At 53.4% G+C, this 17,913-nt stretch carries 15 protein-coding genes; 10 read left to right on the forward strand and 5 right to left on the reverse strand.

Translation table 11 applies throughout. The features are described from left to right. Nucleotides 1-156: 156 nt before the first annotated feature. Together SH287x_RS02405 and SH287x_RS02410 are read right to left on the reverse strand one after the other, a co-directional pair. Nucleotides 157-1,533, reverse strand: coding sequence for a multidrug effflux MFS transporter (locus tag SH287x_RS02405; protein WP_479516848.1), 1,377 nt, complete (start codon nucleotides 1,531-1,533; stop codon nucleotides 157-159). A gap of 358 nt (nucleotides 1,534-1,891) precedes the next feature. Further along, nucleotides 1,892-2,707 carry a GDSL-type esterase/lipase family protein gene (locus SH287x_RS02410; protein ID WP_479516849.1) on the reverse strand — a complete coding sequence of 272 codons (816 nt, stop codon included), beginning with the start codon at nucleotides 2,705-2,707 and terminating at the stop codon, nucleotides 1,892-1,894. 295 nt (nucleotides 2,708-3,002) lie between these two features. Between SH287x_RS02410 and trmB the strand changes: the two genes are divergently transcribed. Then, nucleotides 3,003-3,881, forward strand: a complete 879-nt coding sequence (gene trmB / locus SH287x_RS02415; protein WP_479516850.1) for a tRNA (guanine(46)-N(7))-methyltransferase TrmB — start codon at nucleotides 3,003-3,005, stop codon at nucleotides 3,879-3,881. Nucleotides 3,882-3,944: 63 nt separating this feature from the next. On the opposite strand, the gene SH287x_RS02420 is transcribed toward trmB, so the two are convergent. Next, on the reverse strand, nucleotides 3,945-5,450 hold the full coding sequence (locus SH287x_RS02420; protein WP_479516851.1) for a serine/threonine-protein kinase: 1,506 nt from the start codon (nucleotides 5,448-5,450) through the stop codon (nucleotides 3,945-3,947). 290 nt (nucleotides 5,451-5,740) lie between these two features. Between SH287x_RS02420 and SH287x_RS02425 the strand changes: the two genes are divergently transcribed. The 9 genes from SH287x_RS02425 (at nucleotide 5,741) to pheS (ending at nucleotide 13,739) form a co-directional block, all read left to right on the forward strand. Continuing rightward, nucleotides 5,741-6,871 (forward strand): Gfo/Idh/MocA family protein, encoded by a 1,131-nt coding sequence (locus SH287x_RS02425; protein WP_479516852.1) that lies wholly within the window; start codon nucleotides 5,741-5,743, stop codon nucleotides 6,869-6,871. Between the two features lie 347 nt (nucleotides 6,872-7,218). Beyond that, entirely contained in the window at nucleotides 7,219-7,701 is a 483-nt protein-coding gene (locus tag SH287x_RS02430) for a GreA/GreB family elongation factor (RefSeq protein ID WP_479518756.1), read from the forward strand. A 392-nt stretch (nucleotides 7,702-8,093) separates the two neighbouring features. Beyond that, nucleotides 8,094-9,350 (forward strand): glutamate-5-semialdehyde dehydrogenase, encoded by a 1,257-nt coding sequence (locus tag SH287x_RS02435; RefSeq protein WP_479516853.1) that lies wholly within the window; start codon nucleotides 8,094-8,096, stop codon nucleotides 9,348-9,350. Between the two features lie 125 nt (nucleotides 9,351-9,475). Beyond that, complete coding sequence (gene fliM, locus SH287x_RS02440; RefSeq protein ID WP_479516854.1) at nucleotides 9,476-10,564, forward strand: flagellar motor switch protein FliM; 1,089 nt, start codon at nucleotides 9,476-9,478, stop codon at nucleotides 10,562-10,564. 15 nt (nucleotides 10,565-10,579) lie between these two features. Beyond that, nucleotides 10,580-10,762 carry a hypothetical protein gene (locus tag SH287x_RS02445; RefSeq protein WP_479516855.1) on the forward strand — a complete coding sequence of 61 codons (183 nt, stop codon included), beginning with the start codon at nucleotides 10,580-10,582 and terminating at the stop codon, nucleotides 10,760-10,762. Nucleotides 10,763-11,030: 268 nt separating this feature from the next. Then, nucleotides 11,031-11,645 (forward strand): translation initiation factor IF-3, encoded by a 615-nt coding sequence (infC, locus tag SH287x_RS02450; RefSeq protein ID WP_479516856.1) that lies wholly within the window; start codon nucleotides 11,031-11,033, stop codon nucleotides 11,643-11,645. 224 nt (nucleotides 11,646-11,869) lie between these two features. Then, nucleotides 11,870-12,070: a 50S ribosomal protein L35 gene (gene rpmI / locus SH287x_RS02455; RefSeq protein WP_479516857.1), complete on the forward strand. Its 201-nt coding sequence runs from the start codon at nucleotides 11,870-11,872 to the stop codon at nucleotides 12,068-12,070. A gap of 122 nt (nucleotides 12,071-12,192) precedes the next feature. Further along, nucleotides 12,193-12,585, forward strand: a complete 393-nt coding sequence (gene rplT, locus SH287x_RS02460) for a 50S ribosomal protein L20 (RefSeq protein ID WP_479516858.1) — start codon at nucleotides 12,193-12,195, stop codon at nucleotides 12,583-12,585. A 149-nt stretch (nucleotides 12,586-12,734) separates the two neighbouring features. Beyond that, nucleotides 12,735-13,739: a phenylalanine--tRNA ligase subunit alpha gene (pheS, locus tag SH287x_RS02465; RefSeq protein ID WP_479516859.1), complete on the forward strand. Its 1,005-nt coding sequence runs from the start codon at nucleotides 12,735-12,737 to the stop codon at nucleotides 13,737-13,739. A gap of 41 nt (nucleotides 13,740-13,780) precedes the next feature. On the opposite strand, the gene SH287x_RS02470 is transcribed toward pheS, so the two are convergent. Then, nucleotides 13,781-15,157 (reverse strand): DUF2135 domain-containing protein, encoded by a 1,377-nt coding sequence (locus SH287x_RS02470; protein ID WP_479516860.1) that lies wholly within the window; start codon nucleotides 15,155-15,157, stop codon nucleotides 13,781-13,783. A 35-nt stretch (nucleotides 15,158-15,192) separates the two neighbouring features. After that, a complete protein-coding gene (locus tag SH287x_RS02475) occupies nucleotides 15,193-17,712 on the reverse strand; it encodes a vWA domain-containing protein (protein ID WP_479516861.1) in 2,520 nt (839 codons plus the stop codon). Nucleotides 17,713-17,913 lie beyond the last annotated feature (201 nt).

The following is a 17,913-nucleotide window of genomic DNA, read 5'->3' on the forward strand; positions in this document are numbered from 1 at the left end:
GACTGTGTTTAGGGATGGCTGCTTGAGTTGATATCTCTCAGCCATTTTTTTTGGCAATTGTCTATGGTTCTTATCGCGACCGGTCTGACCTTGGGCAAATTGACGCGCCGTTGGGTAATTTCGCAATCTCAGATTTGCGGTTGCGGTCCACCATGATCAGGTCGCTGGCTTCCAGAGCAATAGCAGGCAAGCGCAGAGGTAACCTGCCAGGGCGCTTCCAAACATGACGATTGCAAACGGAACTGCTGTCTCATTGAACGAGGCACTCAGCACCCCGCTGGAAAGCGCACCACAGGTGAATTGGATGGCTCCCATCACGGCGGAAGCTGCACCAGCCATGCGGGCATAAGGCTCCAGCGCCAGCATGCCGGTGGCTGGCCCCACCAGTCCCGCCACGCCAATACAGCAGAAGAGCGATACCGCAAACATCCAGACATCAGTCATGCCGCAAAGCACACAGATCAGCATGAAGGTCGACGCCCCGGCTTGAATCATGGCTGCGTAGCGAATCAGAGCCAGCGCTCCAATCCGACGGATTAACCAGACGTTGAACTGCGCAAAAGTAATTAAACCCAGCCCATTGAGAGAAAAGAACAGGCTATAGGACGTCGGAGAAATCTGATTGAGTGTCGTATAGATAAAGGGCGAACCTGTGACATAAGTAAAGACCACGGCTTGAGAAAAACCGCCCACAAGGACGGTGACGAGAAAACGGAGGTCTCGCATCACAATCAGATAGTTACTAGCCGTACTCAGCAGGCTCCCTTTAACACGCTTCGATTCAGGAAGGGTTTCGTCCAGAGCGAATAAAATTAGCCCCAGGCAGAACAGGCCAACCAGAGCCAGGAACCAGAAATCAGCCTCCCAGGGCAAATAATGCAGCATAATGCTCCCGACCAGTGGAGCCAGAATCGGTGAGACGCCCAAGACCAGCAGCATCAGCGAAAAGAGACGGGCAGCGGCCTCGCCACCTCTTAAATCTCGCACAATGGCACGAGGAACCACCATTCCCGCGCAGGCTCCCAGACCCTGAAAAAAGCGGGTGATAATCAACATCTCAATGGTGGTGGAGCAGGCGGCAGCGATTGATCCTGCAATAAATAAGACGAAGCCCACAATTAGCGGCTTTCGGCGCCCATAGCGATCTGACAGAGGCCCATAGATTAATTGACCGATCGCCAGAGCGATAAAATAGCTCACTAAACTTTGCTGCACGCGCCCTTCATCGGTATGTAGCTTTTCAGCAATGATCTGAAACGCGGGCAGGTAGGTATCAATGCCAAACGCGCCGATGGCCGTTAACGATCCCAGAACAAAAGCATACTTCAAGGTGGAGTGCTGCCGAAGATCCTCTTCAGCGACATTTGCCGGTGTTTCCGGCTTGATGGTCGCCCCTGTCCGGTCTGCGTCAGCCATCTCATGTTGAGAGACCGGGTTGAGCATCGGAACTTCGCCTTCCAGCGAAGGAACCGCCACCACAATCTGGGGGTCAGGGTCGTGCAATGATTCGTGGCTGTCGGGCAATGGTGACACTGACGTTTCTGGCGACGCCCCTGATTTCAACGGTGAATGGCCTGTCACTAAATTCTCACTTGCTAATTTCATCGCAGTGCTCACCCACTCACATCAGTCGCAACCGATGTCAGTGGGCAAAATCATCGCCAATAGCCTCTTAACGATGTTTCAGAACATCAACGGAGAACGACCGACTTGCGGGGAATACAAGCGAGAACCTCAAACCTTACACACTCACTACGCACAACATGACTAGTGGTACGACCACTCTGCCCTGACAGGTTGTTGAATTTGTCCGCAGGCTCGCTGGCCTGCTCATCACCTACTGCTCAACCTGTCAAATCAGAATAGAAGCTCCACGAGAAGTGTTCAGAGATTACTCGGGACGAACAGCAGGAGGTGCCAGATGTTCCAGATATGGCTGCAACAGGCTGGCCCAACGGCGATAACCTTCTTCACTCATATGCAGGCCATCTGCCACAAACAGCTTCGCTTCAGGTCGGCCATCTTCGCCCAGCATCACCGTCTCGGTATCAATGTAAGTCGATAGCGGATCTTTCGCGCAGAGTTGAGCGATCCGGCTGTTTGTCTCACGAATCGTTTCGATCATCGCCCAACGCTTGATGCTGGGCTTGATCCCCAGCACCACCACCTGAGTCTTCGGCAATTCACGGCGAACCCACTGGTGAAAAGTCTCGAAGTTGTTAAAGACTTCATCAGAACTCTGCTTGGCTGCGATATCATTGTCACCAGAATAAATCACTAGCACGGCGGGTTCTAAGGGCTTGATGATTCGTTCGGCATTGGCAATCAAGTCATCAAAACGCGAACCGCCAAAGCCACGATTAATGGCGGCAAAATCAGGAAACGAGTTCTTGAGTTTCCACATCCGAATCGTTGAGCTACCACTGAAAACAATGCCACCTTTCCGCGAGGGGTTCATCGCGTTGTCCTTATTGAAGGCGTCAATGTCTTTTTTCCATCGCTCACTGGAAGAAAGCTTGGGAGCAACCGGGGTGGCAGGCTGAGTAGCCGGCTTCACGGGATCCGCCACTGCACCCGCTGCGGGCGGTTCAACGGCCAAGACAATCCCGCTTGTCAGTCCCAACACCAACAGTAAGGCCAGTCTTGTCCAGGGACAACGGCTATGAGACTCAAGCCGATGATCGGTCAATCGATAGAAACCAGCCATGAAAGTCCCTCGTGGTAGAATACGCTCAATGTGGTAATGGCAGATTCTTGCAGCCAGACAGACACGTCACCTTATCCTTTACAGCACCTTGAACCAACTCCTTCCCCATGGGATTCTTTGAAGAAACTCCATTCTGCCACCTCTCATCCCCGTCCATTCACCAGCAGAACCGGCTTTCATTCGATACCATCACCAAAAATCGTTGGGGATGCTCAAGTAATTATGGCAGGGCCGAGTCTTCAACGCTGCCCTTGAACGTGGTGTGGTCTGTCCTGAGAGAGGTTCTTGAATCAACATGCCAGAGTCAGCCTCGAACTTGCCCGACGATTTCCCCACCTCGCCAGAAACCAGCAAACACACGTCACCCAAGATCGTCGAAAAATCGCCCAAGCCGGAGAAAACCCGTCGTATCGAACGCGAATTTGGCGTGCCAATTCCTGGAGAAATTCTTGCACCTGAACAATGGGTCAAGACTGCAATCAAACAACTGCCGCCTGCGGGGCCGCTGGACTGGCAAGAAATTTTTGGCCACTCTCTTTCGAGTCGCCAGGGAGTTGTTCTTGATCTGGGGTGCGGCAATGGGCGCAGCACGCTCTGGCATGCGGTTGTCCAACCGCAATTCTGCTATCTAGGTATCGATGTCCTGCCAGTCGTGATTCGATATGCCACTCGGCGAGCCAATCAGCGGGGACTAGATCATACCCGATTCGCTGTAATTAGCGGAAAGGAACTGCTGGAGCAATATATTGCGCCTGGTTCAGTGGCAAAAATCTGCGTCTACCATCCACAACCCTATTACGATCCCCGGCTGATTGGCAAACGCTTGGTCACCCCGGAGTTCCTCGCCATGGCTCATCGATCGCTGATGCCAGGCGGTGAACTCATCCTGCAAACAGACCATCCCGCTTATTGGAAGTACATGGAGAGTGTTGTCCCCACATTCTTTTCGCTGCATGCGCTGCCGGGACTCTGGCCTGATGCACCGCGCGGCCGCACGCGACGGGAAATTCTTGCCACTAAAAAAGGGTTGCCGGTCTTTCGCGGAATCGCGACGCGTCGCGAAGATATTGACAGCGCCGCGGCCTTTCAAGCGGCTGCATCACTCCCTGTCCCTCTCTTCGATGCTGATCGCCGCCTGATGGAGCTTGACCGTGAGGAACGCCAGCAGAACTGAGTACGCCATCCCGCAACAACCGGCCTTCCTGCGCTACCCCAACCTCTGCAAAATCTATTGGGCTTATTCTTGACGTTTTCGTGAGGGCAACCCACCGTTGAGAGCGAGATAAGCCCCTCCACAGATCGTCAGCCAGAACATCAATCGCATCCAGAACCATGTTGATTTTTCTGGGAGAGGTTTCTTCAGGGCCTCGGCGAACTGCCCCGCCTGATACCGAACCTCCTGCTCTGGATCGCCCTTTTGCAAGCGAATGGCCTTCTCAGTAAATGACTGAGATTGTGCCCAGGGCTTTGACAGTAATTGTAAACCAGCCAGGCGGGCTTCGGCTTCCGGGCGTTCAAACAACTCACCGGCAGCTTTCGTTGTCGTATTACTTAAATGATCGAATTCCAGCAATGTGGCCACAGCCTGCTGCCGGGCACTGCCATCGCTTCCCGTCAGCCGCTCACGCCAGACCCCTTCGATACGAGAGATCTGGGCCGACGTGGCCCACTGCCCCAAAAGAGATTCCACCAACAAGATCGACACAAGAAGAAGTGCCAAAATGACGGCAGGCTGTGCGGGGGTTGTTCCCGATGAAGTTTGAGCGACCTCTTCATCCGAATCCACTCTGACTGAAGATTGCACCCCTTTGTACTTGGGAGTGGCGGATTTGCTTCCCTGCGCCATCCGGAGGAAAAAATTCTCGGCAGAAGGCGTGACCGACTGATGATCAATCGACTGCGGTGAAGACATCCCGCGTGAAGGAAGCGCAATCGCCTCCAACCGATAGGCAACCATTTCGGCACTGGCAGGCCGGGCATCAGGATTCTTGGCGAGAAGATCGGTAATCAGCGCATCAAGAGCGGGGGGGCAGTCGAGCATCTCGGTGGCCACATGAGGCACGGGCGCATCGACATGTTTCTGCAAGGTTTCGGCAGGGTGTTCACCCATAAAAGGAGGATGCCCTGTTAATAATTCATAGAGCACACAGCCCAGCGCATAGAGATCTGTCCGGGGCGAAATCGGAGGCTTCCCACGGATTTGCTCAGGAGCCATATAGAAAAACGTGCCAACCGTCTTTCCCGCTTTGGTGATCTTTTGCCCTGAACTGATTGTCGCCAGTCCAAAGTCGGCGAGCTTAAGCTGTCCCTGCCGGTTCAGAAGGAAGTTGGCTGGTTTGACATCGCGATGAATCACGCCTTGTTCATGGGCATATCCCAGTCCGGCGGCCATCTGTAAACCCAGGTCGATCACCCGATCCCAGGAAAACCGGCCCTTCTTCTGCAACTCTTCCGCTAGGTTCCCTCCCTCGACCAATTCCATCGCGTAGAAGCGTTCTTTGGTTTTGCAGACACCTCCAAAGCAATGCACGATATTGGGATGCCTCAATTGCTTGAGAACTTCCATCTCGCGTTCAAAACGGGCCAGGATCGTGGGGTTCGTGGCGACTTCGTCTGGCAATAACTTCAGCGCCACTTCGCGATCGTTGCCGACGTATCGGGCTCGATAAACGACCCCCATACCTCCTTCGCCAAGCTTCTCTTTGAGTTCAAACGGCCAGATCCATCGCGATTCAGTCGTCATGAACAGCGTTTCCGTCTCAAGTTGATCAATCTCCCGCCCACTAAGACCAAATGTCGCCAGGTCGTTGTCTACGACTTGGTTACCTCAGCGACTGACCGACTCACGGCCTTCAGCAAGTTTGACAAACTTCTTTCACCAACGCATCAACAATCGCCTTGAGATCATCTTCCTTGGGAATCATTGCCGCGGCGCAGCGAACGCATCAGTCCTTAGTTATTATCTCATTCACTCCCGGGTTCGGCCAGATGTCGGCCGGCATCCTGATTTTGACCTCTCAGATGAATGCCACAATGAAAACACTGAATATCGGCATGGTTGGTTATGGCTTTATGGGCCGCACCCATTCAAACGCCTACTCTCAGGTTAATCACTTCTTCCCACTGAAATATAAGCCTGTTCTTAAGGCCATTTGTGCCCGAGACGCTGACAAGGCACAGGATTTTGCGGATCAGTGGGGTTATGAGTCCGTTGAGACCGACTGGCGCAAGCTGGTCGAGCGCAAGGATATCGACGCCATTGATATCTGCACGCCAAACAACCTGCACAAAGAGATTGCTCTCGCTGCTGCTGCCAATGGCAAGATGGTTCTTTGTGAAAAGCCGCTTTCAATGGACACCAAAGAAGGCGAAGAAATGGTCGCCGCCATTGAAAAAGCCGGTGTTCCTAATACCGTTTGGTACAACTACCGCCGTGCTCCAGCCGTCACACTGGCCAAGCAACTGATTGATAGTGGCAAGCTGGGCCGCATTTTCCATTATCGTGCCAACTTCCTGCAAGACTGGACAATCTCGGCAGATCTGCCTCAAGGGGGGGCTGCTCTCTGGCGTCTGGATGCTGCTGCCGCTGGTTCAGGTGTGACAGGTGACTTGCTGGCTCACTGTATCGATACCGCTCTCTGGCTGAATGGATCGATCACTGATGTCAGCGCCATGACGGAAACCTTCATCAAGGAACGCAAGCACACTCTGACTGGTCAGATTGAAAAAGTCAGTATCGACGATGCCTGCACCTTCTTCTGTCATTTCAAAAATGGATCGCTGGGCCTGTTTGAATCAACCCGCTACGCCCGTGGCCATAAAGCGCTCTACACCCTCGAAGTCAATGGTGAAAACGCCTCACTGAAATGGGATCTTCACGATCTCCATCGCCTGCAATGGTTTGATCACAGCGATGAAGGGATCGTTCGCGGTTGGCGTTCGGTTCACGTTTCTGATGGTGATCAGCCATATATGAAGAACTGGTGGGTTCCGGGCTTGCAAATTGGATATGAACACACATTCATTCATCAGGTCGCCGACTTCCTCAAGGCTCTGGAGGAAGGTAAGCCCTGTCCACCGACTTTCCGGGATGCTTTAGAGACCCAGAAAGTTTGTGACGCCGTCTTGTCCAGTGCCAAAGAAAGAGCCTGGAAAACCGTCTGAGACATTAGCGATGATGTGATTGTGCCAGGCTGACAAAAACTGAAGACGTGTTTTGAGAGGAACTGCGCATCCTGAAAGATGGCCTGTGTGTCATGAAAACAGGATGCTGCTGAGTTGTTCCTGAACCATTCGCGCCATGCGTTTGTTCACTATGTGTTCAGGCGGGTGGAAATTCGGTTCTTTGGACGTTATCCTATGCAGAACGAAGGCGGGCAGCTTAACAACTGTCCTGCCTTTTTCATTTCTGGTGAAGCCTGTCTGCATGCTGACTCGATGAAGTCATTATGCTTACTTACTGAAAATGCCTTGAAAATGCGTCCTGGTGCTGGCGCATGCTGGAGTCTGCGATGGAATTGCAACCGATCTCGCGTGAAGGTTACGACAAGCTGAAGGAGGAAATCCGAAAGCTGGAGCACGACGAGATGCCCAAGATCGCGGAAGCCATTGCTGAGGCACGCGCTGAAGGTGATCTCAAAGAAAACGCCGAATATCATGGCCAGAGAGAAGAGCAGGGGCGTATGCAGGCCCGCATCAATTCCCTGAAGTCCAAGTTGGCTGGCTGCTACATCATCGACAAATCGTCGCTTCCCAAGGGCGTCGTGGCGTTTGGCACCCGTGTGACGGTCAAAAATACCGATGACGGCGATGTCGAAATGTATGAATTCGTCGGCCCGGGCGAAGAAGATTACATGAGCGATGTCATGAAGATTCTGACCACCAGTCCTCTCGCCAGCGCTCTGCTGGGGAAAAAAGTGGGTGAGAAGGTCGCAGTCCTGGTGCCCAGTGGCACACTCAACTATGAAGTCACTCAGATCGAAGAAATTGAGTAGCTGACAACTTCTCTTGAAGATGCCGCGAACTTTTGGCTTCCTCGAGAGTCATTTCCATTAATTTAATGCACACAGCTAAATGCAGACAGCAAAGCCCGACATCCCGTCAGATGTTGGGCTTTTTCACAACCTGCTGTGACGTTTCTGGCAAGGAATTGACCGATTTCACGATTTGGGTGATGATTCAGGAGCAGATGTACCTCTGATGACGCCTCTCAATCTCTCCAATTGTCGCTTTTTTTGTCGTTTGCGATCCGTCTGGCCGGTGACTTTATCACCCCTCACAAAACCTCTGATATGGCTGAATCTGACGAAGCCTTTGGCATTTTCAAACAAGCTCGACCGGTTTTTTCAGGTGTTTTTTCTCTCATCGTTTCTGAGGAATGAGTTTCATGTCCTGGCAAGCATATGCCAACGAGTTGGGTGAAAAAGGACGAGCCGCTTCGATGGCTTTGCGAAGCGTTTCGCCAGCCCGGAAGACGCATGGCGTCCTGGCGATCGCTCACATGCTTCGTCGCCATCAAGCGGCGCTGCTGGAAGCGAATGAGCAGGACGTGGCGGCGGCTCCTTCATTGGGCCTGAACACCGCTGCCATCGACCGGTTGCGATTGACTCCCGAACGTATTGAGTCGATGGCCAAAGCGGTCGAAGAAGTGGCCGCTCTGCCTGATCCCGTGGGGGAAGTCATCGACGGCTCAATTCGCCCGAATGGCCTGCGCGTTCAGCGAGTCCGCGTTCCCTTGGGAGTGGTTCTTTTTATCTATGAATCGCGTCCCAATGTCACCACCGACGCAGCGGCCTTGTGCCTGAAAAGCGGGAATGCCGTCATTCTTCGCGGCGGCAAAGAAGCTTTGAACTCAAATACGAAGCTGGGCGAAATCGTTCAACTGGCAATGGCAGAAGCGGGACTCCCCACGTCAATTGTCCAATTGGTGAACACTACTGACCGTGATGTTGTGGGCGAATTGCTGAAGCTCAACACACTGATTGATGTCGTCATCCCTCGTGGCGGAAAATCATTGATCGAGCGAGTAGTGGCAGATGCCACCATGCCCGTACTCAAGCATTATGACGGCATCTGTCACGTCTATATCGACGCCTCCGCTGACATCGACATGGCTGCCAGCATTCTGGAAAACAGCAAATGCCAGCGAACGGGGGTTTGCAATGCGGCTGAATGCGTGCTCATTCATTCAGAAGCCGCTGCAATGTTCTTCCCTAAGCTGGAAGAATTGATGTCTCGCCGAAAGCTGGAGGTTCGGGGTTGCCCCCGCACTTGTGCAGCCCTCCCTCACGCGAAAGCTGCCACCGCCACGGATTACCGCACTGAATATCTCGACATGATCATTTCCTGCAAAGTTGTTGACTCCATTGATGAAGCCATTGAGCACATCGAAAGTCACGGCTCGCACCACACGGAGTCGATTGTCACCAGTAATTATGCTCAGGCTCAAACTTTCATCACACAGATCGATTCTGCGGCTGTCGTTGTGAATGCCAGCACGCGATTCAATGATGGGGGAGAATTGGGTTTAGGCGCGGAAATCGGGATCAGCACCGACAAGTTCCATGCGCGCGGCCCCTGTGGGCTGCGGGAACTCACCAGTTATAAATATATTGTTCAGGGAAATGGCCAGATCCGAGGCTGATTCCGAGAGATCGTCGTGAGATACCAATAAAACCAGCGGCTTGAAACACAAACTATCTGCGACAAATGGCTACCAACACAGCCCCCGATTCCCAAGTTGTCTCCACAAGGAAGTGAGAGTTTCTCATGGGCGATGTTCTCAGCCAGTCTGAAGTGGAAACACTTCTGGCCGCTCTTGACCCGGCTCCTCGTACAACAGCTCCCGGGAAATCCACCGCTGCGCCGATCCCCGCGACACAATCACCGGTGCGCCGTCGGGAAAACGGCCCGCAAATCAGTGTTTATGATTTCAAGCGTCCCGAACGTGTCAGCAAAGAACAGATGCGGGCTTTTCAGGCGCTGCATGAGGGATTCAGTCGGGAGTTTGGGGCAGCCCTTTCAGGGATGCTTCGCGCGATTGTTGAAGTCAAGCTGATCAGCGTGGATCAACTGACCTATAGCGAATTCGTCTTCAGCCTGGAAAACCCGACCTGCTTCAATCTGCTGGAATCCAAGGGGCTGGAAGGTCATTTGATCCTCGACCTCAGCCCCTCAATCATTTTCCCGATTGTGGATCGATTGCTGGGCGGTGGGAAGGAAAGCATTCCGAGTATTCCGAGCCGGCCTTTGACTGAAATTGAGCTGCAACTGGTCTCCCGGATCACCACCCTTGTCACTCAAGGGTTGGAAAACGCATGGCATAATGTCTGCAGCCTGGGCCTGAGAGTGACTCAGATCGAAAGTAATCCTCAACTCGTTCAGATTGTGCCTCCCAACGAAGTGATTGTGCTGGTGAGCTTTGAAATCACGATGGGGGAAGTTCGCGGGATCATGAATCTGTGTATCCCGTTCAATACGATTGAACCTCTTTCCGGCAAGCTTTCCGCAGATTCATGGTCGGCCTATCAGAAGAAAGGGCTTGATAACCGGCAGCGCGTGATTCTGGAAAGCGGCCTGTCAAAAGCTGGCGTGAATCTGGTGGTCAATCTGGCTCACACCACGTTAACTGCGCGTGATCTCGCTCACTTGGCAGTAGGAGATGTCATCATGACCGAGCATCCCAGAGAAGAGGGGCTGGAGGTTGTGGTTGAAGGCTGCCCATTGTTTGTGGCAAAACCGGGGGCCGTTAAAGGGAAAAAGGCTATTCGCGTGGTCAGCATGCTGGCCCATAGTCGCGACATCCTGCGAGAAAAACTGAAAGCCATTGGCGAACTTCCCACCGCGCCCGTGAAATAATGGAAACTCGCAGAAATGGCTGCCAATGCCCCCACCTTTTCCGGCTGGGTCCGCCGGCAGATCCATGCTCACCTCGAAGTGTTGTTCACTCGTCTGCAAGAGGCATTGCGCCTCGAGAAAATTCCATCTCCTGGTTTTCTTGAAGGGATATCTCCACAGGTGCAGAAAAAGTGGCCTGATGAGTCCTCAAGTCAGTAGTCACTCTATTGTTTGTACGGCAGGCGCTGCTGCGGCTTGGCCCCAATTTCGGATGTCCCATGCTGCATCACTTGAGTGGATTACGACAACAAATTTGCATGGGTTGATGCGATTGGCGAGTCGGCGAGGGTGATAGAAACAAGCCCTGCCTCCGATATTCCACCGGCCTTAGACGTTGCGTCTTCCCTTTTCTTTATTGGCCGAATTGTGGCAACCTGTTGACGTGGTATGGTTTCCGGTATAAACATAAGTCCCGTGCGAGTGCCCTGTGGCCATATCACAGAGCTGCTTTTCTCACCTTTTGATGGGTGAGAATCCGTCCACAGTACCTCGCAGAACGCCACAAACTATTACACTGCTGGAGATTACGGCAATCGAAACGACGCATCGTATCAACGACCAGATCCGTTTGTCCCCGATTCGGGTGGTCGATCACGAAGGGAAAATGCTGGGAGTGATCCCAACGTCCGACGCCATGCGCATTGCGCTGGAAGCAGGGATGGATCTTGTCGAAGTGGCACCGGGCGAGCGGCCTCCGGTCTGCCGCATCATGGATTATGGCAAGTTCAAGTACGAGCAAAAGAAGAAGCACGCCAATTCGGCCAAGCAACATCAGGTTCAGATCAAGGAAATCCGGCTTCGCCCAAAAACAGGCGAGCACGACATCGAATTCAAGGTCAAACAGGCCCGCGAATTCCTGTCACAGAAGGATAAAGTGAAGCTGAACATCATTTTCCGTGGTCGCGAAAATGCGCACCATGACCGCGGCAAAGAAATTCTCGCCAACATTATCGAACAACTTCAAGAATTCGGTAAAGTGGAGCAAATGCCCAAGCTGGAAGGCGGTCGTAATATGATCGCTGTTTTAGCTCCAAAGTCATAACTTCTGCGAATCCTTGCCAGTCAGATGGCAAGAATGATCTGTTCGCTGGAAATTTCTTGGCAGCGTCAACTATACTGCCCGTTCGCCGGTGCAGATCGCTAATTACGTCTGCCGTTGTTTCACATCATCCGTAACCACAACATCAGTCTGGCTGCCGGTTGTCCAGCATTCAGACTTTGTGGAGTTCGGCCTGTCCTTACACTGCATGCTCGATAGAGATCACTATGACTAAGCAGAAAACCCACAAGGGAATGCTGAAGCGATTCAAAGTCACCGCCTCGGGCAAAGCCAAGCATCGCAGTGCCTTTCGTGGTCACTTGCTCTCTCACAAGAGCGGTAACCGCAAGCGGCATCTTCGTTTGGACAACGTGGTGACCGGCCCTAATGCCAAGAACATCATCGAAGGTTTGCGTCCTAGCCTCTAACGAGCCGCTCAGACTCTGTTTTCTTCCTGGCATCCTAAGCCAGGTTGGTCAACAGTGGGTTGAACTTCTCTTCGAGACCACCTTCTCCCGTTTTTTCAGAATTCATTGCCAGACAGGTTATCATGCGTATCAGTTTTGCCGTCGCTCGACATAAGTCGCACAAGCGTCTCTTCCGTGAAGCACGTGGTCAGGTTGGCGGTCGCAGCAAGCAGATCCGTCTGGTCAAAGAAACGCTTGTTCGTAATCGCTGTTTTGCGTTCCGCGATCGCCGCGCCCGCAAGCGTGACTTCCGATCACTCTGGATCACACGTATTACGGCTGCTGCCCAGATGCGTGGGATCTCCTATAGCCGCTTTATCAACGGCCTCGACCTGGCTGGCATTAAGTTGAACCGCAAGTCGCTGAGCGAACTGGCGATTCATCATCCTGCCGTCTTTGACGAAGTGGCCAATCTGGTTCGTTCGGCGCTGTCTAACAACAACGTCAATCTCGGTCGTAAAACCGCTGCGGTTTAATGATCGCTGGAAATCACGAGATCCTGCGGGGTCCGTCAGAATGACTCGCAAAGGGGGCGTGGAATTTCCACTGCCCCCTTTATTTGTTGATAGGCGATTGTCTTCCTTTGACTGGTTTTCTCCGCCAGTCTGTTCCAGGTGATTCACTCATGAATGCAGCACTTCAGGCATTCCTGTCGTTTGAACAGGAAGCGATTGCGGCGATCAATCAGTCAAAATCCCACGCTGACCTTGAACAGGTTCGTATTGTCTATCTGGGTAAGAGCAAGGGGCGCCTGAAAGACCTTCAAAGCGAACTGGGGAAAGCGGCACCCACCGATCGTCCTGCTGTGGGGCAAGCGTTCAATGAGATGAAGAACCGGGTGACGCAGGTGTTTGACGCGCAGGTCGAACAACTGGCGAAGCCTGAGAGCCTGCCACGGGACTTCGATGTGACGCTCCCGGGGATACTGCCGACAATTGGCCGTGAGCACCCGATCACTCAGACCATCAATGAGTTCAAGGAAATCATTGCCCGATTCGGCTTCACCGTCGAAGACGGCCCTGAACTTGAAGATGAATATCATAACTTTGATGCCCTCAATATCCCTCTCGATCACCCTGCGCGTGATCCGCTTGATAATTTCTATCTGGCGGCTGCCAAGACCGCGAATGGTCAACCCATCCTCATGCGCAGCCAGACATCGACTGTTCAAATCCGGGTGATGGAGCAGTCCCAACCGCCGATTCGCATTGTTTCTGTGGGACGTGTTTATCGACCTGATGAAATTGACCGCACCCATCATCAGATGTTCCACCAGATGGAAGGGCTGATGGTCGGCGAAGGGGTCACCATGGCGACGCTGAAAAGCGTGCTGAAAATGTTCGCTGCGGCCTATTTAGGCGAGGAAGTCGAGATTCGCTTTCGCCCGTCATTCTTCCCTTTCACTGAACCTTCGGTTGAAGTGGACGTTCGCTGGAAAAACGGCTGGCTTGAACTGGGCGGCGCAGGAATGGTTGACCCGAATGTTCTGAGAACGGTGGGTTATGACCCTGAAACGGTGACTGGGTTTGCCTTCGGCTTAGGCATCGCTCGATTCTGCATGTTGCGACATGGAATCGACGACATTCGCCTGTTCTATGAAAACGACCTTCGCTTCCTCAAACAGTTTTAAGACGCATTCCAGTTTGAAATAACAGGATTTTTTCCAGTGGTTTATCTTCCCAGAGGGCCACTGGCAGTGCTGAATTGAATCACATCGGTGATCGAAGAAAAACGGGGCTGGAGAGAGAGTCGGACATACCGGCGATCTCCTGACACAACCGCCATCGCCGCCAATGAAACTCCCTCAGAAAACAGGCTGACCTGGGGAGTGGAGACTGCCACTCCCTGTCCCACGGCCACGCCGCCAGCATTCCCGATCTGAGCCAGAGGCGGCTGCAACCGGCCCTGTGGTTGATGCCCGCGCAGTTCAGCAAAGACCTTGTTACCAGCAGTTTCTGGTCGACGAATTCCGCGGGACTGCTCGGGAACAACCGCGCGTTCCTGTCGACGACCATCTCGCATCTTGATGCGGATTTCCTGGTCTTCCTTACCAAGAATCACCGTGCGTGTGATTTCTTCGGCGTCGGGCCGTCCCAGCCGCTTCACAATATTGACGAGCACCCGCTTACCAACAATGTCTCCATGCACATGCCTGATCCGAATACAGTATTCGCCAGCATCGGCACGCGGACAGACATACTCTTCCTGACAATTTTCCTGACGCGGGCCGAAGCCATCTCGCGAGAGGTGCCCACCGCCAGGTGTTCGTGGGGTTTCATGCGAGCACGTATAATTGCCTGGCTCGTCGACAAAGAGATCAACATCGCCAGCACCGTTCCATTCAATTTTGACCTGAAGGTCACAATAGCGTGCCAGTTCCATCGCACGTTCAAGTCGCAGGGCATCAGGCTCTTTGCCCTGCTTTTTCAGAGCCGCTATTGCTTCAACAGCAGCAGATTCGGCCAATGTCACCATCTCCTGGCGGTCTTGGCCCCAGGCATGTTCCAAAATCCCCGGTGCACTCCAGAGGATCGTCTCCCACAGCTTGGCAGATTGTGCAATGCGTGTGGCCAGAACATAAACCTCTTCGCGTGTCGGATCGATACGCACCGCCTGATCCAGCAAAGTGATTGCCTGCTCAGGCCGCTTCATCCCCGCAAAGTAAGTCGCCAGAAATGCTAGAGAGGCCACGTCGCCGTTCCCGACATCCACGCTTGAAAGCATCACTCGTTCAATCTGCTCTTTGGGCCTGCCATCCATTTGCATGGAAAGTGCCAGCACTTCATGCATCCAGGGCTGAACCTGCCCCGCACGAATGCACGCTTCAATCAGACCAATCGAGCTGGCGTGTTTGCCAGAAACTGAAAACCCCGTCACCAGTTCTTTGACAAGATCTGGCTTCGGGGCTTTTTCCGCGACGAATCGATCCCAATCGGCAGCCGTGGTCGGCTGTGCTGAAGGGACATTTTCCGAGCGAACATTCTGGCATCGTTTCCGCGAAGCGGCTACGAAGTCCTTCTGAACAGACGCACTTCTTTTTACAGACAACCCGTCTTCGCTGAGATCGGGTAATTTACCGAGGTTCAGCGATTTTTTTTTACCGCAGGAACGATCACTTCAGATGGCAGACTGAACTGATTTCCAAAGCCACCACCGCCACCACCATTCTGGTTCTGACCATTCTGCTGACCACCGTTGATACCGTTCTGGCCGTTCTGACCACCAACACCGCCACCGCCACCAAAGTTTGGCACCGTCGCTGCCACGTCACCCACAGCATACACGCGGGTGAAAAGGCGTTCGCCAGCCAGAGTCGCAGTGGTGATTTCCATCACTTCGTTATCAACCACGTATCCCAACTGAAGCGGTTCCAGCATCAGACGAAGGGCACTTCGCAACGTGATCCCGGAAAGTTGGAGATTAACAGGCTGATCAATGGCAATCCCTTCTTCCATGATCTTGGCTTCATTGACCCAGATCTCAATTTTGTGAAGATCTTCAATGAAATCGAGAGCGTCCTTGAGCGATGTGTCAATGAATTCGATATCCGTAGGCTGATCCAAAGCCGACATGATCCGCTGTTCGTTGGGGCTGTTCTGACGCAGATCGATTGACTGGTATCGCTTACGTCGCTCGGTCAGAGCCTTCCACACTTCTGCGGGAGGGAAAACAACAGGCGGTTCATCCGGGAATGGAATGTGAGAAAGTTCCACTTGATACAGTGTTTCGAGGAACATATCCGCACGCTTGGAACGCAAGCGGAACATCCGGCGAAGTTGCGTTGCCGCTTCGGCATTGAACAGAGCCGCCGCCGCCGCACCACTGTCGGGTTCAAGATCCACCGCCACGCGGGCCACAGCCTCAGCTTCAGAGAATGCCGCGTCATCGCCATGGCGGCCCGCATTCATTAGTGCCCGAACACGGTCGATCAAATTGGCCAGACGCTCTTCATCCAGCATGGACTGTTCAACCAGTCGCTGCTGTGCTTCCATTTGTGAGGCACGTTCAAGGTCACGAACACGATCCTGATTCTCTTTTTCAATCCGGTTCGTCATGGCCAGAATTTCTGAGCCGATCACGCGTTCAAGTTTCCCACGCTCTTCGGCATTGATATCAATTGCCGAACGAACCGAAGTCATCGTGCGCTTCAGTTCATCAAGTGCCGCACCAGAATTATCAGAGGAGCGGGCATATTGAATGGTCGAACTGACCTGCTGACGTAATTTTTCCGCTTGAACACGGATCAGTTGTTCGCGTTCATCCAGCAGTGAAGGCCCCTGGCCTGGAACGGTTCGTTCCACCAATGGAGGCTCTGAAGTTTCTGATTGAAGTCGGCTGGCCTTGACGGGCGTCGCTTGAACAGCACCACCCTTTGTGGCATGACCTGCAGCCAGCACGCGCTGGAGTGTGACTGGCCGAACAGACATCAGTTCAGCCTGAGTCGCCATCTGGGCCACAATCTGCTGATCACCATCACGGGCAGCCTGCTCAGCCCGGGCCACCAGTAACTGAGAAGCCTGCTCGAATTCATCCCCAATTCGACCAACAACTTCCAGTCCTGCCAACGAGTTCGTTAAACCGCCTTCAGACGTCACCTGGCGAACAAAAGCAGGCAGGAAGGCTGACTCACCATTCATTTGTGAGACATTAAAGGTCATGGACACGGGGTTTCCGCCGGCCGAACCATGCACCACCACTTCTTCACCATTGACTGTCCCGCGACCGATGTAAACCGTCTCACGGTCGGTACGAAGCGGAAGGCCACTGGCCGGAAGCAACTGAAGCCCCAGGTCTCCTTCTACAATGACTTCATTGACCTGCATCACGGGAGCCAGCACCGCATTGGCAACCGCAGCGGCTTCTTTTCCAGGAGCTTCTGCCGGAGTGATCCAGAGGGCACCACCAGTCCGCTGAGCCAGCGACCCCAGAAGCTTGCCATTAAAACGCGGCCCCAGCCCATAACTGTGAACAACAACCTGCTTCTGCTGAAGCTTGTCATAGGTCGTTTGCAACCGATCCACAGGAATAAACTCAGCAGTGCTGTAGCCATCGCCAATATAGAGAACATGCCGGGGGCCGTTCCCTGTAAACCATGTTGAAGCACTCTCAAGAGCCAGCGGAAGGTTTGTGGCTCCCAGCGGAGTTCTCATCCGCAGCTCTTCGACAGCATCAACCAGAGCGGCCGAATTTGCAGCGGCAAAACCGTCCATCAATGGCTCGGGCTTCACATCGACCGCTGCCAGACGAACCTGAGTTTCCCCAGGTAATGATTTCAAAAGTTCAGCCACCAAGCTAAGAGCCCCGTTTCGGTAAGCCCCCACCTGACTGGCCGACGTATCAACCAGAATCACCAGTTCCTGAGCCGAAGCGACGGCAGGAAGCGATGCTGCCCGCAACGCCACCGCGGTGTAACTTGAGCCATCACGGTCAACCTGCCGGAGAACCTGAGCCTTCACAGACTGCGGCTTTGCCACAGGTGCATTCGCGACAGGGACTTCCGCTGCCTGAACAACAGCAAATGTGGCGACAGGAAGAGAAACAGAACCCGTCAGCAGGGCAGCAAGAACGAATCGTGACCACTGACGATGAGAGAGGAAATGCATTTGTGAGCTTTCCAGAACTTCAAGCCGAATCTTTAAGACGTGACCGCCGGTCGGAGGCACCGGACGGCAAACAGCTTTCCTAACCCACAAAGTTTACTGCCGCCAATGGAGCAGTTTGAAGGAAAATCTTCCTTCATAATCAGAGACGGCGAGCAATTTTGGCAATTCCCCCGCGTAATCCGCGCCCTCCGCCTTCGTCGG

The sequence above is a fragment of the Planctopirus sp. SH287 genome, assembly GCF_056500625.1.